Raw genomic sequence first — 15,189 nt, 5'->3', positions numbered from 1 at the left:
CTGAATATCAATGAAAATTCCTGCTCTTCACCTTCAGCGTATCGATATGAAGGTCAGGCACAAACATGTCGCGCGCGGCGACGACAGGCTTCGGCTTGTCCCGTGGATCAGGCCCGCCGCCTCTGGCGAACTCATCACCACGGCCGGCCGGAAGTTTGAACTCTTCATCACGATCGGCAAGGCCAACAAGATCGCCTGACAGGTCGAACAGCTGCTGGGCGACAAGATGAACGACGTCCCCTTCCCGCTGGATCCGGCCATTGATCGCCATCATCGAAGACCCGAGCACGATCCGCCGGCGTTTTTCAAAGAGTGTCGGCCAGACGACGAGATTGGCCGGCCCGGTTTCGTCCTCGATGGTGATGAACATCACACCCTTGGCCGATCCAGGCTTTTGCCGTACCAGGACAAGACCGGCCGTATAGACCCATCGCCCGTCCCTCGAATTCATCGCCTCGGCGCAGGTGATGATATTACGCGCCGATAGATCCTTGCGCAGGAAGGCGATCGGATGCTGCCGCAATGTCAGCCCGGTATGGCTGTAGTCCTCAATGACGTTATGCCCGTCCGTCATCTGCCGAAGTGCCACCTCCGGCTCCTGCTGTTCGGCAATCGCAGCCATTTCCCGTTCGGCAGCCGCCGCAAACAACGGCAAGGGTTCGTCGCGCAATGCCTTGATCGCCCAGAGCGCGTCTCGACGCTCGAGCTTCAACGACGGCAGAAAGGCATCGGCCTTGGCAAGCTGGACGAGCGCCTCCGATGGCACGCCGGATCGTCGCCACATATCGTCAACTGAGGCAAAGGCATTGTCCATGCGTGCCGCGACGATGCGTGCGGCGTCAGCGACCGCCAGTCCTTTCACCTGCCGGAAACCGAGCCGTACGGCGTGGCGGCCAGATTTGCCGATCCGCTCCAGCGTACAGTCCCACCGGGACCGGTTGATGCAGACCGGCCGCACCTCGACGCCGTGGGCTCTCGCGTCGCCGACGATCTGCGCCGGCGCGTAAAAACCCATCGGCTGCGAATTGATGAGCGCCGCGCAGAAGGCTTCCGGATAATGGCATTTGATGTAGCTCGACGCATAGGCGATCAGCGCGAACGAAGCCGCATGGCTCTCCGGAAAACCATAGGAACCAAAGCCTTCGAGCTGGGAGAAGGTCTTTTCGGCGAATTCCGGTGTGTAGCCGTTCCTCACCATGCCGGACACGAGCTTGTCCTTGAACCGCGAAACGCCGCCGGTGAACTTGAAGGTCGCCATCGACTTGCGCAGCTGGTCGGCCTCACCGCCCGTAAAGCCGGCGCAGACCATCGCGACCCGCATCGCCGACTCTTGAAACAGCGGCACGCCAAGCGTCTTGCCGAGCACCGCCTCAAGCTCGGGCGTCGGATATTCGACCGGCTCCTTGCCTTCGCGCCGGCGCAGATAGGGATGCACCATGTCGCCTTGGATCGGGCCCGGCCGGACGATCGCCACCTGCACGACGAGATCGTAAAATGTCCGAGGTTTCAGCCGCGGCAGCATCGCCATCTGCGCGCGGCTTTCGATCTGGAACGTGCCGAGCGTATCGGCCTTGCGGATCATCGCATAGGTCGCAGGATCCTCCTGCTCGATGTCAGACAGGTCGAGATCGCGACCCTTGTGCTCGCGGATCAGATCGAAGGCCTTGGCCATGCAGGTCAGCATGCCAAGGGCCAGGACGTCCACCTTCATGAATTTCAGGGCTTCGACGTCGTCCTTGTCCCATTCGATGATTTGACGGTCCTTCATCGTCGCCGGTTCGATCGGCACGAGATCGTCGAGCCGATCATGGGTGAGGACAAAGCCGCCCGGATGCTGGCCGAGGTGCCGTGGCGCGCCCATTAATTGCTGCGCGAGCTTCAAAGTCAGCACAAGACGCCGGTCGTCTGGATTGAGATTGAGTTCGCGGACATTGCGATCGCAGACCTCCTCCGACCAGGCCCACATGCCCGACGACAGCGCCTTGATCACGTCCTCCGGAAGCCCGAGCGCCTTGCCGACATCGCGGATCGCGCCGCGCGCCCGATAGCGGGCCACGGTGGCGCAGAGCGCTGCCTTTTCTCTGGAATAGGTGCGGTAGATCCATTGAATGACCTCTTCGCGCCGCTCGTGCTCGAAATCCACATCGATATCCGGCGGCTCGTCGCGCTCCTGGGATACAAAACGCTCGAACAGAAGATCGTTTGTCGAGGGATCGATACTGGTGATGCCGAGAATGTAGCAGACGGCGCTGTTGGCGGCAGAGCCCCTGCCCTGGCAAAGAATGCCCTGGGACCGCGCATAGCGCACGATCGAGAAGACGGTCAGAAAATAGGGCGCGTATTTCATGGTGCGGATGAGGTCGAGTTCGTGGCGCACGACCTTCAACACATCGGGCGGCAGACCTTCGGGATAGCGATCGGGCACGCATTGCCAGACATAATGCTCGAGCGAGGCTTGAGCATCCTTGCCCGGCACGATCGCCTCCTCCGGATATTGGTAGGTGAGTTCCTCGAGCGAGAACGTGCAGCGACGGACGATCTCCATGGTTCTTGCCAGGGCCTGCGGATATCGCGGAAACAACCGCTCCATTTCTTCCGGCGGCTTCAGATAACGGTCGGCGTGGCGCTCGCGCTCGAAGCCGACTTCGTCGATCGTCGTGCGGGTCCGAATGCAGGTGACGATGTCCTGCAACTGCCGGCGGCCTGGTTCATGGAAGAGGACATCATTGGTGACGACTGTCTTCACCTTGAAGCGTGATGCAAGATTGGAAATCTCATGCAGCCGGAGCTGGTCGTTCTGCCGGCGCCGCAGACAAAGCGATACATAGGCCCGATCGCAAAACAGATCGGCCATCTTGCGCAGCTGGATTGCACAGACGTCATCCGGCAGGTCCGGCACAAGAATGCCGATCATGCCGTCGGCGTAGGCAATGACATCGTCCCAATGGAGGATGCAGTTGTTCTTGCCGCCGCGCGACTTGCCGAGCGTGATGAGGCGGGTCAGCCTGGAATAGGCAGCGCGGTCGGTCGGGTAGACCAGCACCGACATGCCGTCGACGAGATCAAGCCGGCAACCGACAACGAGGCGTAATCCCGTGGCGCGGGATGCTTCTAGCGCCCGTACAATTCCGGCCAGCGAATTGCGATCGACAACGCCAAGGGCTTCGATGCCGAGAGCCTTGGCGATCTCGAACAGTTCCTGCGCCGAGCTTGCACCGCGCAGGAAGGAAAAATGGGTGGTGACCTGCAGCTCGGCATAACTCATGCGAAGATCCCATGCATGAACCAGCGATGGTTTCCGGTTTCAGGATCGATGCCATCACCGGAGCGAAACACCCAGAGCCGCTCGCCGGCCTCGTCTTCGATGACGAAATAATCCCGCACCGCCTCCATCTCGGCGTCGCGCCGCCACCACTCGCCAAAAATCCGTTCCGGACCGTCGGCGCGCTTGACCTTCCGGCGCTTGCCGCGCCAGGTGATCGAGACCGGCGGCCGGTCCGGCAGCAAGGCGATGGCCTCGATCAGCTCCGGACGCGCCAGCAGCCGGACCGGCCGACGCCAATGACTGACCCAGGTGACATCGATCGGATCTGCAGCAGGACTGATGCGCTGGACGGAGCGCTCGGGCACGTCGGAGGCAACGGGTGCCACCCGATAAACACGCTGGCCACGGTTGCCGTAGATATCGATCAGCGGCGTCACGTCCTTCACTTCCTCCTCGACCAGCGAGGAGGATTTTTGGCGCTCCTCCAGCGGCTCGGCCATGACGGCGACGAGCGTCAGTTTCTCGATCCCGAAGCCGGGCTCGATCTTCTCCGTTCGATCGCGAAACAGCTTCGTCAGCCAGGCGACATCGCGCACCGGCTTCACCGTACCGGCGCGGATTGCCTGCCGCGTACCGTCAACCTTTTCGACGATCAGGTCGGCGCGCCGAACACCAAGGCCGCGCCTTTGCAGCTCCTCGATCAGTTGCACGACCAGCCGGCCGACATATTTGTCAATCGTTTCGGCAGCACCGATCGGTTCGGCAAAGGCGCGGCTGACCTCGATCAGCTCGGCGGTGCGGATCGGATTGATGGGTTCGGAGACGCGGCCGAACATCTGATCGAGCCGCCGGCCGATTTCCGGACCGAAACGAAGCGTCAGCGGCGCACGCGGCGTGTTGGCCAATTCGCCGATGGTCTGGAAGCCAAGCGTGCGCAGATCGCTGACGACTTTCCCGGAAAGGCGCAGCAACGATATCGGCAGTCTTTCGACGGCGGGGACGGTCTCACCAACCGGCACGATGACCGTTTCGCGACTGATGGCGCGGGCGCAGGCGTGAGCTGCACCCCAGGTGTCGGCGATCGCGACACGGGGGGTGAGCTTCTTGGCCAGGAACTGATTGGCGATCTTGGTCACCATGGCGAGCTCGCCGCCTTGCAGGTGATCTGCACCCTCGGTGTCCATGACGATGCCGTCGATCCCATCGACTGCGACGATGGGGGAATAGAGCGTCAGCGCCCACAGGGTAATGCGTTCGAGTGCTGCGGCATCCTTCGCAGGATCCGCATCGACCAGCATCAGGCCGCGGAACAACGCCTGCGCTTTGGCCGCCGGCATGCCGACGTGCACGCCGACTTTTCGGGCGGCGGCGTCGGCGGCCGACACCCAACGCTTCGAGCCGCTCCTGGCGATCACCGCGATCGCCTGTTCAGGCGGTATGCCGGGATCGGCGCGACGAATGCGATCCGTCGGCAGATCCGGAAGATAGATCGAGACAACCCTTGTCATCGCACGCCCTCACGAGAAACTCAGCACATTCACCCGCTTTCACGCGCATCAACTCCAGCAACCATTGGGCCCTCCCAACGCCCGGCACTGGCAATTCCTCCGACGGCATGACGCTCACCCGCCACCGCGTGGTCGACGCCGTCGGCTGCCCAAAGTCATTGGCCTCCGTCTGCCGCCGCCAACGTCGCACGGCAAGCGCCATCGTGCCCGTCCGCTCAGCCGCAAGCTGCAGCCGGCGCGATCCGACCATCGGCAGCCGAACGAGTTCACCGACGACGGCGCCGAGCCCACCAAAGGACAGCCCCTCCTCCATGTTTGCCAGGACGTCTTCCTCCTTGTCGGACTCGACAAAGATCACCCGATCGGCATGGAGGCCGACGTGGGCGAGCGCAGGAAAAAACAGATCGGGGCGCGTCAGGCACCAGACGATCGGGCCTTTGGTGCGGGCCGCAATGCCTGCGGCACAGAGCGCCGCCGCCGCCCCGTCCACCGTGCCCGATCCGCCGCCTGCAAATTCGTGTAGGGCGCCATAGGCCAGACCACCTCCCGGGAGCACTGCATCGATTTCCGCCACCCCAAAGGACAGACAGCCGGCTTTCCTTGCTGATACGCCTTCCAGCGATGCAATGCGCTCGCGCAAATCGGAAATCACCCTTTCACGGGCAGCAGTCATCGTTCACGGCTCCCTTCAAGGTCGTGTTGGCGGCCGACATCATGTCAGACAAATGCAGATGTTCTCTTTCTGTTCCCGAGCAGCAAAAGAGTCAAGCAACCGGAGGGATGGGAATATTATCCTGAACATTAGAAATCCGCGGAATATCCATGGGAATCAGCCCAATAGCAGCCTGCAGAATTTTTTCGGAGCGTTTGCGAGCGCTAATCCCTTTGTGTGAATTGCGGGGACAAGTTGGTATCGTCACAGTGTCTTTAAGATTTTTCTGCTGAACTGTCGGGATGCCGAAGCCTCCGAGATCAAAACCCCTCCTTCGTGACACCGAGGCCCCGATCCGTTCCCGGCCGCGAGGCAAGCGAAATCCAGCCCAGCCACAGCTCCCTTTCGATCCCATGCCCGAGCGCGTCGAGCCTGCGCTGGCGCAATTGAAGTCCCGTCCCCCAAAGGGAAGCGAGTGGAGCTGGGAGCTGAAATGGGATGGCTATCGCCTTGCCGTTCATATCGAGCCCCAAGGCATCCGGATCCTCACCCGCGGCGGCCATGACTGGACGCACCGGTTTCCAGCGATAGAGCAGGCCGCCCGAGCGCTCGGGCCGGCGACGATGATCATCGACGGCGAAGCCGTCGTGCTCGACGACGAGGGCCGGCCGGATTTCGGGCTGCTGCAGCAATCGCTGGGCGCATCCGGCAAACAAGCTGGCAACCGCGCCTCCGACGCCGTCCTTTACGCTTTCGATCTTATCTACCTTGATGGCCACGATCTGCGCGGTGTCGAATACCGGTCCCGCCGACACCTTCTCGAGGACACGTTGAACGGCCCAACGAATGACCAGGTCGGCGCCATCAGACTATCGGAAACACTCGATGGCGAACCAGCTGTCCTGCTTGAGCATGTCTGCCGCCTCGGCCTGGAGGGCATCGTCGGCAAGCACCTCGATCGGCCCTATCGTTCCGGCCGGACCGGGGACTGGGTGAAAGTCAAATGCATCCAGAGCGAGGCCTTCTTCATCGTCGGTTATGAGAGGTCGGCAGCGTCCACGGCCGGCTTCGGCTCTTTGGTGCTCGCTGCGTATCGTGGTGATGAGCTCATCCACGTCGGAAGCGTCGGCACGGGATTCAGGCAAGCCGAGATCATCAGATTGCGGAAGATGCTGGACACGCTGCGATGGAAGCGAAAGCAACCGCCCCTGCCCTATTCCGGAAGCGCCGATATTGTCTGGGTCGAACCGACACTGATCGCCGAGATCGAGTTTCGCGCCTGGTCGACTGACGGGAAACTCCGTCATCCGTCCTACAAGGGCCTGCGAGAACGCCAGGACAATGCCGACGTCTTCCGGCTCGACTAGCGAAATCAGCGCCGTCCGCTAGATTGTCGTCCATTCGAGCTCAAGCGGAGTAGATGGCCTGCTATGTGCAATCTGTATCGCATGGAAGACAAGGACTGGGTCGCGAAGTGGGCGCAGGATGCTGAAAGCCTGATCAATCTGATGCCAGCCTACCAGATGAACCCCGACCAGATGGGGCCGATCGTCCGCAACACCGCCGACGGAAAGAAGCAACTGGTCCATGCGCGTTGGGGCGTACCCTCGCCGCGCTTCGCCCTTGAGAAGGCGGCCAAAATCAAGGCCGAGAAACTTGCGGCGAAAGGCAAGCCATTCGATCTCGAAGAACTGATCCGCATGGAAGCCGACCGCGGTACGACCAACGTGCGCAAGCTCAGTTTTCCGCACTGGAAACGATGGTTTGGCGTCGAAAACAGGTGCCTCGTCGCGGTCACCAGTTTTGCTGAGCCGGATCCGGCCAGCCAGCAGCAAGGCGGCAACGTGCCGAATGCGTGGTTCGCCCGCAATGAGGAGTAGTCGCTGATGTTCTTTGCCGGCATCCATGTGCCGCAATGGCAGAGTGTCCGAAAGATCAGGGACGGGCTGACCACCGACGATCTCTATGGGTTTTTGACCACGGATCCCAACGAACTGGTGAAGCCGATCCATGGAAAGGCCATGCCGGTCCTGTTGCTGACGAAGGAAGAGACTGACACCTGGATGCGGGCGCCCTGGGAAGAGGCAAAGGAACTGGCCCGTCCACTACCGAATGACGCGCTGATCATCTCGTCCCGCGAACCGTACGGATCCACGATTGTCTCGAAATCCGGAGAGCTGGTGGACCAAAGCAGTCTGCTTTGACGCCCGAACTCAGAGCTTGAACGTATCGGAAAACGAAAAAGCCTGCCGCGGGAGGAGGTGCGGCAGGCTTTTCCAATAAATTGAACAACGGCTGGGAGGAGGAGTGCCGGTGTTCCGTCAGGCGCCCCTGGGAGGAGGAGTGGGTCGCCTGAAACACGAAGCTCTGCGGGAGGAGGTGCATCGCTTCGTTAATCTCAAAATACCAGAGGCTGCCCCGACCGCCAGCGCTCAGACCGCAGTGCAGCCATGCACTTGCTGCAATGCAATATAGATCCTGCGCTCATTTTTCGACCATTATGGGCGAGACGCGGCTTTCACTGTGCCGGGCTCGAAACCGAGAACGAATTCGATCACCTTTGCGGAGGACATTTCGCACGGCTTCAGTATCGGCCCAGGTCCAGACAGTCGATACAGGTTGAAGCTGACGATATTGGCTCTGCCAAGCTCCTCGCCATAGAGCCAAGCCCGTTTGCCATCCTCCGACCGCTTCACGGTCACGCCCCATGATCGATTACCAAAATGTCCGTCAACATAGCCGTCCGGCAGTTTCGCTAGCGCAACCTCGAACGTCGCCTAGACAGATGGAGGTCTCTTGCCGCCGGCGGTCATGGTGCCAGGCGTCTGCCCAATTAAAAAACGACCCACATCGAGGCGGGCCATTCGCCCACGTAACCCTGCAGAGCATCGCCGCAAAACGCCACGCTGTAAGAGGCCATAATTAACATACTACAACTCCGATCGTACGAAGTCCGCCGTCTCCTGTTTGATTGGGGCGTCAAAGATCTGGTCGGGTTTTCCGATTTCGTGGGTCTGCCCATTGTAGAAGAAAGCGATCCGATCCGAGAATTCACGGGCGAACCGCATCTTGTGCGTGAAGACGATCATGGTCATCCGTTCTTGCGACAATGCGAAGTGTGTCCAAGACTTCGCCGACAACCTGCACACACCTTCCAAACTACGAAGCGATGGGTACCGAGGTTCCCAAAATCGCGCGTTCCTGATCCAAAGCTTGCGTTACCTTTTCAAAGAGGTCGCCCAAAATTGGACCTTCTTCCCTCCAGAGTTCCTGACGATCCGTCTTCGTTTTGCGTCGTTTTGCGACGTCCGCAATACAGAATCCCTGCTGAGCAAATCGATACCAGACAGCCAGGTACGACACGTCGCGCGGCAGGATATTTCCAAGGGTCATGACACCATTTTCTGCATCGCGAACGCTTGTTGCGTCAAACAATCCATCCTCAAGTTGGCGCAACTTATTCACATAAACGGAGGCCGCGAGCTTCGCCTGGTCGATCAGTCCGTACTCCCGTTCGACATTACGTCCTGAGAGGGCGAGGTTCGCTTTAAATTCTTCGAGACTACGTGCTGATGCTTGCTGCTTCCCAGCCACGAGGACTGAGACAGCAGCAGCCGTGAGACTCGCCAAAAAGGCGAGAGTCGTAGGCACAAGTTTCAGGAGTTCAAGGCGGTTCGTATCACTGTCCAGCGCCAACACCCCGTACGAACCAAGAGCCCATACGGTAGCCGCCATCGCCGTGAAGCCGATAAGCAAAACACAAAGTACGATCGTGAGGAAGCGCGCCATGTCAGCGGCAAACGCCATCAACACAGAGGCAATTTATTGGCACGCAGCGATCAACGCAGCGAAGGCCCGCTACCGCACACGCGTTCTTGAGCATCGTTTGATCCTGTTGGCCTTCGGTGCGAGGGATCCATTTGAATGCGCGCACGAAATGTCCGCGCTTGACGCAGTCTTCATAGGTGATGTCATCGACCATCTCCTTTCGAACTGCTCCGAACTCTTTGCTTGCGGGATCGGGCACTGCAAAAACGCCGGTCCCAAGCGTTGTTGCCTCCCCGGATTTCAGAACGTCGGGATCAGTTTGGTTTTGCTGCATCGCATCCTCCACAAGTTTGAGTAACCAGCCGTTGAGGCCATCTGTGCCAACTCACCACCCAACAAGAGGAGGAGGATTCGTCCACCTAATCTTCAGCGGCAGGAGCATCATGTTGGAATTTTCGTGGACAATGTCGGCGAGTGGCTTTTCGAAGGGGCGATCGAAAGGGTAGCCCATTGGCCGGGCGTCTGGATACTCGTCACCAACTCCGCAGAAGCTCATCGAGCCGCATTTCTTCTGGCTGCCGACCCTGTCGAGCTCGTTATCGGTGGCCATGGCGAACAGCGTGAAGGACATGCCTTCGGCGGAGCCACGGGGCAGCAGCAGCCCATATGGCCAACCGCACGTACAAGTTCGTGCGTCCGAACCGGTTGTGCTGCCATCGACATCGACGACTTCGCCGGGGTCCACAACAACAGGCCGTCGGACGACCGCCATTTGCCTTCCAGAGCGGCCAAAAGCCTGCGCGCCAGGCTGGGCCCGGAAGCGCACCTTGTCGAGTTCGATCGCGAAACGTCGCATTTGGCGACCGGTGGCCGTTGTCGGATCGCCATTCACATCGAAAAGTTGATCGGGGATGAGAAAGAAACGGAGGGTGATGGCCTTAATAGCCGCATCACGGTTCTGCAGTTCAGTCGCGATGAAGAAGGGCGAGTGACTGAGATAGTCGAATCGATAACGATTCCCCGTCAGAAGTTCATAGGCGCCCAGCCGCATTGTGGTCTCAAGCGTATCAGTTCCGCCGGTAGTGATTGTTGCATTCGCGGCATCGCTGAGATCTGCACCTTCACGTTCGCTGCCGGGGTGATCGCGTTCGAACCCCAGCGCAAGCTTCTTGATATCGACTGGGGGACGATCGCCGAAATCGTGAGACGATAGGTTGTCCTGGTAGCTAAAGTGCAAGTCGTCAACATGTCGATGCCATCGCCAGAAGGCCGGATCGCGGATGGCGGTGGAGGGTGACAGAATAACTCCAGGTCGCGCGTCGAGGTCACCAATGAGCACGTGGCCGTTGCCGTGATGGTTACCATATGCGCCATCGACACTCGCGTCCGTTGTCTCCGACGTCAACCCAAGGATATTCGAACCCGAATGCCCTTCAAGCGCCACCGTCCCCGTCGTCGTCACAAGAGCCTTTCCTGCGACTGCGTCCACCAGCTTCTTGCGAAACCCGTCTTGGGTTTCGGGCGAAATGTCCTCGTACGGCACCATAACGCTGTCAGTTTCTCGAGGCGAGAAGCCGTAGTCCGCAAGACGTCCGGGATCATAACCCGCTCCAAGAGGTCCTGCATACTCTTTGATCGGCTCGACTCGTTCGAGACCGGCCGCGACACGCTCAACGTCATAGCGTGCGAGCATCTGTTCATGCATGTAGTAGAAGAGTTCCCCGTGACGTTCCTTAACCTTGTAGATCGGGTCGCCCTCGCCTGCGCGGTTTGGATAAACCCAATGCCAATGTTCGTGATGTTCATTGAGGAGTGGATCCTCCCGGAACCAGTCGAGTTTGGCTTCATCACCATCCGCTCGACTGCCAAGTGTCTCGTCTGGAAGGGGAACTGCAGACTGTACGGCGAATGCGGTCCGTTGAGAAGCGAAGGGACGGTCAGCTTATGTCCCAGCGGGTGATGCGTCAGAAAAAGGCCGAGCGCGTGCTGGACCATCTCTTTGTCACCTGCGTCCGCGAGTGCGCGGGCCGTGCTCATGACCGTTGCCAATTGAGCATCCCCATCAAGACCCGGGTGGATAGCAGCCTGTGCGGCCAGATGCTCGGCGAGTGTGGCAGCCCGCACCTGATCCTTGACGAGGAAAGGCGTAAACATGCGTCGTCTTCGACCCGTTTCAACGCCATTGTTTTGTTCTGACATCGCCACGGTCGGGAGTTCGTTCTGGCCAACGGCCGGTCCCATACCAAATATGGCGTCGCGATCGCGCCGGGCACGCTCAACAGCATCCATCGTTCCTCCTCCCGGCCTATGCCGGCTTCTCCCGTCTCATCGACGCCACTCAAGATGAATATCTTCGTTGCTACGCCGATCGAATTTTACGCCGCTGCGAAATCCGCGCGCGGGCTAGACCGCCAGTTCAAGTCGGGGTCCGTCGTTGAATACGAAAGACAAGAGCCCGTTTGATTGCTGTTCCAAGGATGCCACCAGAGCCTCGACGGCCGCATAGGTCTGCTGTTGCTGACTTTCGTCAATCTGTGCTTTGGAGGTCGTGCTGAACCAAAACTTGAATGGTCGACCGTCAGACTCAGGCGCAAGGGATCGCGTCTTCGCCGGCCCGAGACGAGAATCGTAGATTTGCTGGATAACAGAGCGTTCCGGATTGCCGTCGGAGCCATTCCCGCAGAATACGTAATGATCGGCCGATACCAGTCTGCAAAAATTCTCGTCGACATTGTGCTCTGAGGCATGATGCTGCACTTTTAAAACGTCGACGTGGCAATAGCCGTCGCCGAGGAAGCCAGCGAGTTTGAGCCCCTTCAAGATGATGTCCTGCTGAGAGTCGCCGGTCAGCAGGATGCGCTTGCCCGCTTCCTCAACCATAAACATCAAGGACGCGATGTTGGGGGTCGTCACACCCTTAAAGTCCTCGATGCCGTTCCAGTCGCGCAGATCGAAGGCCTCTTGGCCGAATACCTCAACCTTGCGCTTGATCTCCGCCCGGAGGTCTTTCAGCTTTTGGTCGTTCTTTGCGTCCCGTAAAAAGTTGTTCCAGCCTTCCTTTAAGAGAGTCAGCTCTTCCCGTGTTGGGCCGACGATGGTGAAACGCATGGAGCCGACCTGAAAAGGCTTCTGGTCATTGCGGTACATTAGCAGTTTCGGCTGGTCGTGTGAGCCCGGCAACTTGTTAACCGGTATGTCGAGCAACTCCGGCGAAGCATAGCGCGAGACCTTGATTGCCTCAGGGATGGAGACTGCGATCCCCTGGAGTTCTTCGCCCAGTTCGACAAGCTCTGGCACCGACGTAGCAAGCAAGGAGGGCGCAGCGGCCGCCAGCAAATCTTCGACATCGCCGGCATTTTTTCCAACTTGATCACGGAACGCGTTGTGCCAGATGCCGCCGATTTCGGGCGGGCGCGGAAAATCTGGTTTGCGGATCGGGGAACCGTTGTCGCGGTGATAGTCGTAAAGGCGCCACTCAAATTCGTCCTCAAGCAACTGCAGCACGCCTGAGATATGATCCTGATCGATATGAGAGACATAGACGTAATCAAGTTTCTCACCGTCGTCGCGCAGCTTGGAGAGGACGGTGCGAGCATATTTTTTCATGCTCGAGGCCATCCCACCGTCACAAAGCACGCGCCCGCCCTCTGCGCCCTCCAGGAGCAGGCAATCGCCTTTATGGGACTGAAAGATTTGAAGTTTCATGGCGCGCCTCGGACTTCGGTACGCTGATTGAAGGTCCGTGCCTCTTCAATGGCAGCAGCAGGATCGATCACACCGAATCCGGCATCGCTGCGCCATTCGTAGGAAGCCCCTGGAAGCGGACGCGCGGTTCTTTGTAGTATGCCTGAACACTGTGCTGACGTGAGATTGGCGTTGGCGGCAAGCATGAGGCCTACAACGCCGGCAACATAGGGACTGGCCATGCTCGTACCCGTCATGCCGACCCAAAGCTTGCCGTCCTCGCTAAAACCCTTGGCGGCAATGATGCCCGTGCCTGGAGCGGCGACATCGGGCTTGCTCCGATCATCCCGGGTCGGACCCTGACTGCTGGAGATGTTTATTCGTTGTCGCGCGTCGTCCAGATTGGCGACCCCAATTACCCGGTGACCGCAGGCTAGCGAACTAATCGAATGCGAGTCGATATTCGATGTCTCTGAAAAGAACGAGGGGAAGCGGTAAAGCCTAATACCGCCCTGTACTCCGATGTCGATTGGATCATCTCGCTCGATCCAGCAGTTGAACCGACCGTTGCGGATCTCATCCCCGACCAGGCGCACCTTCCAGACCCCAGCTTCCACCCCCCGCAAGCTCCCTGGCTGCAGATTAGGTGTCAAATAGATCGCGGCGTAATTGCTGCCGTTCGTGGGGTGATAGAGTTCGTTATAGATCGACACGGTTGTGCCACTGGAAAGACGGCGATTCTGGACATATTCCCGCGGGCGTACCGTGATCCATTCAGAACTTTGACCCGGCGGTCTCAACATGACAGTCAGCCGATCCTGTGCGCCGTACCAGATCTCCATTTCATTTTCTGACATATCCTCAATGCCGTTGCCGACGACGGTCCATTCCAGGTCGACCGAAAGGCCTCGCGCGGTGATGCGGCCGCTCGAATGGATGCGGCCCATGATGAAACCCATGTCATCGGTGGTTTGGGCCTTTTCCTGGCCCGCATTGCCTGCAGCAACGCATACGGCGCGGCCTGGTGTGGAGAGGAGTGCATCGATCCATCGGGATACGCCACTTGATCCATCATGGGCGCCCCCGTTCGTCCCGAGACTGATATTGATCGAGATTGGCTTGTTTTCGCGTTGGGCGATCTCGAGCAGATATTCAACGGCATGGATGATACGTGCAGAATCGCTGAACGTGGCCCGACGTTCTTCGGTTCGATCTTTGAGGGCCGGAACAGAGATAAGTACGGCTGCGATGCTTGCCTGCGGGCAAACACCTTTGTTGCCGGCAGCAATACTTGCGACATGGGTCGCATGTGACGCTTCGGCGCGTTGCGACTGGCGCTCCGCAAAGGTGGCGGGGAACTTGCCGGCCTTTTCGGCGGCAATTGCCGCGTCCATAAGCGGCTTTGTGAGTTCGCTGCCATAGTCGAAGCGACTGTTGCCGTGCGCGGAGGGCGGGTCGCGAAAATCGCCGCCTTGATCCCAAATAGAGAGGAAGCGGGTCCCGTCCTTGGAGTCACGGAAATCTGGATGAGCAAAATCGAAACCGCCCACATCGATGATCCCGATGATTACCCCGTCACCGTCACGATGAACTTTGCGCAGTTCCGCATCACCGATGCCGCGCTGCGTCGGCTTGCTCGCGTCTCCATTGCTTATGATGGGTTGATCGAATGTAATAGGTTCCGATGGGTGAACAAAAGCAACGTCGGAATCCTGTTCAAGTTCAGCGAGGGCGGAAATCGGAACAGTTGCCGAGACGAAGTTTCGGCGCACCAAAACGTCGCTACCAAATGAGGTCTTGTCCGCAGCGGTCGCATCTGCCTGCCCGCGTTGCGCGATCGCTCTAATCCGTTCCACTGCAGAGCGCTCCACCTCGGTTCCGTCGGCGCCACGATCGCGATAGAGTTCGACAAAGACATTGACGTATGAACGTTCGGGCGGGGGCTGGTCGTCGAGCTTCGGTCGTTTGGTTAGCCGCCGTCTAGCGCGAACGGGGGTTTCGGATGGACCAATCGGCAGACTCTCGCGGAAAAGCGAAAGGTCCAGACTTGCTGGAATGCCCAGCGACTCGGCCGAGATACTCGGTGCCGTCGCCACTGTTGAACTAATGTCCGAACGCAGCAGGTTGACAGGCGCCGCCCCATTTTTGAGGCAGCGAAGGCGTGGATGAAGTTTGCGAGAAATCTCATCACTTGCTGCCAAAGCCCGTCTCCCCCAAGGCAAGCGGCATTTATCGTCGATTGTCTAATCGGCAATCATAGCATAGCTTATGGTTGCAAAATATGCAATCGCTCCGAGCGTTGCTGTCCCCTG

General features: G+C 59.2%; 11 protein-coding genes and 3 pseudogenes. 4 read left to right on the top strand and 10 right to left on the bottom strand.

The genetic code is table 11. The features are described 5' to 3' along the window. Positions 1 to 7 precede the first annotated feature (7 nt). Genes FFM53_RS32030 through FFM53_RS32020 form a run of 3 tightly spaced genes read right to left on the bottom strand, consistent with a single transcriptional unit; the run spans position 8 to position 5,446 of the window. Positions 8 to 3,265 (bottom strand): error-prone DNA polymerase, encoded by a 3,258-nt coding sequence (locus tag FFM53_RS32030; RefSeq protein WP_138333704.1) that lies wholly within the window; start codon positions 3,263 to 3,265, stop codon positions 8 to 10. Next, complete coding sequence (locus tag FFM53_RS32025; RefSeq protein WP_163925771.1) at positions 3,262 to 4,773, bottom strand: Y-family DNA polymerase; 1,512 nt, start codon at positions 4,771 to 4,773, stop codon at positions 3,262 to 3,264. Before FFM53_RS32025 ends, FFM53_RS32030 begins: the two co-directional genes overlap by 4 nt. Further along, positions 4,694 to 5,446, bottom strand: coding sequence for an ImuA family protein (locus tag FFM53_RS32020; protein WP_138333706.1), 753 nt, complete (start codon positions 5,444 to 5,446; stop codon positions 4,694 to 4,696). Before FFM53_RS32020 ends, FFM53_RS32025 begins: the two co-directional genes overlap by 80 nt. Positions 5,447 to 5,727: 281 nt before the next feature. Here FFM53_RS32020 and ligD point away from each other — a divergent pair, with 281 nt between their 5' ends. After that, positions 5,728 to 6,792: a non-homologous end-joining DNA ligase gene (gene ligD, locus FFM53_RS32015; RefSeq protein WP_138333708.1), complete on the top strand. Its 1,065-nt coding sequence runs from the start codon at positions 5,728 to 5,730 to the stop codon at positions 6,790 to 6,792. Positions 6,793 to 6,855: 63 nt separating this feature from the next. Beyond that, positions 6,856 to 7,629 (top strand): annotated as a pseudogene (locus FFM53_RS32010) (SOS response-associated peptidase family protein). 294 nt (positions 7,630 to 7,923) lie between these two features. Here the strand turns inward: FFM53_RS32010 and FFM53_RS36660 are convergent. The 3 genes and pseudogenes from FFM53_RS36660 to FFM53_RS32000 all read right to left on the bottom strand — a co-directional run bounded on the left by FFM53_RS36660 (position 7,924) and on the right by FFM53_RS32000 (position 9,214). Beyond that, positions 7,924 to 8,238: pseudogene (locus tag FFM53_RS36660) on the bottom strand (hypothetical protein). 117 nt (positions 8,239 to 8,355) lie between these two features. Beyond that, positions 8,356 to 8,520 (bottom strand): ATP-binding cassette domain-containing protein, encoded by a 165-nt coding sequence (locus tag FFM53_RS32005; protein ID WP_205923189.1) that lies wholly within the window; start codon positions 8,518 to 8,520, stop codon positions 8,356 to 8,358. A 64-nt stretch (positions 8,521 to 8,584) separates the two neighbouring features. Then, complete coding sequence (locus FFM53_RS32000; protein ID WP_138333710.1) at positions 8,585 to 9,214, bottom strand: hypothetical protein; 630 nt, start codon at positions 9,212 to 9,214, stop codon at positions 8,585 to 8,587. Between FFM53_RS32000 and FFM53_RS31995 the strand changes: the two genes are divergently transcribed. Continuing rightward, a complete protein-coding gene (locus FFM53_RS31995; protein ID WP_138333712.1) occupies positions 9,213 to 9,551 on the top strand; it encodes a hypothetical protein in 339 nt (112 codons plus the stop codon). The genes FFM53_RS32000 and FFM53_RS31995 overlap by 2 nt on opposite strands. 27 nt (positions 9,552 to 9,578) lie before the next feature. On the opposite strand, the gene FFM53_RS36655 is transcribed toward FFM53_RS31995, so the two are convergent. Then, entirely contained in the window at positions 9,579 to 10,244 is a 666-nt protein-coding gene (locus FFM53_RS36655; protein WP_246413390.1) for a hypothetical protein, read from the bottom strand. A 225-nt stretch (positions 10,245 to 10,469) separates the two neighbouring features. Continuing rightward, a pseudogene (locus tag FFM53_RS36650) lies at positions 10,470 to 10,985 on the bottom strand (hypothetical protein); the annotation flags it as partial. A gap of 152 nt (positions 10,986 to 11,137) precedes the next feature. Here FFM53_RS36650 and FFM53_RS31985 point away from each other — a divergent pair. After that, positions 11,138 to 11,389: a hypothetical protein gene (locus tag FFM53_RS31985; protein WP_138390647.1), complete on the top strand. Its 252-nt coding sequence runs from the start codon at positions 11,138 to 11,140 to the stop codon at positions 11,387 to 11,389. A 207-nt stretch (positions 11,390 to 11,596) separates the two neighbouring features. On the opposite strand, the gene FFM53_RS31980 is transcribed toward FFM53_RS31985, so the two are convergent. Both FFM53_RS31980 and FFM53_RS31975 read right to left on the bottom strand, forming a co-directional pair. Next, positions 11,597 to 12,898 (bottom strand): MBL fold metallo-hydrolase, encoded by a 1,302-nt coding sequence (locus FFM53_RS31980; protein WP_138333715.1) that lies wholly within the window; start codon positions 12,896 to 12,898, stop codon positions 11,597 to 11,599. Beyond that, a complete protein-coding gene (locus FFM53_RS31975; protein WP_163925769.1) occupies positions 12,895 to 15,078 on the bottom strand; it encodes a S8 family serine peptidase in 2,184 nt (727 codons plus the stop codon). Before FFM53_RS31975 ends, FFM53_RS31980 begins: the two co-directional genes overlap by 4 nt. Between the last annotated feature and the right edge of the window lie 111 nt (positions 15,079 to 15,189).

This window comes from Rhizobium indicum (assembly GCF_005862305.2).
GTDB classification, from domain to species: domain Bacteria; phylum Pseudomonadota; class Alphaproteobacteria; order Rhizobiales; family Rhizobiaceae; genus Rhizobium; species Rhizobium indicum.
The sequence above is the reverse complement of the archived record's forward strand: the minus strand, read 5'-3'. Positions and strand labels throughout refer to the sequence as shown.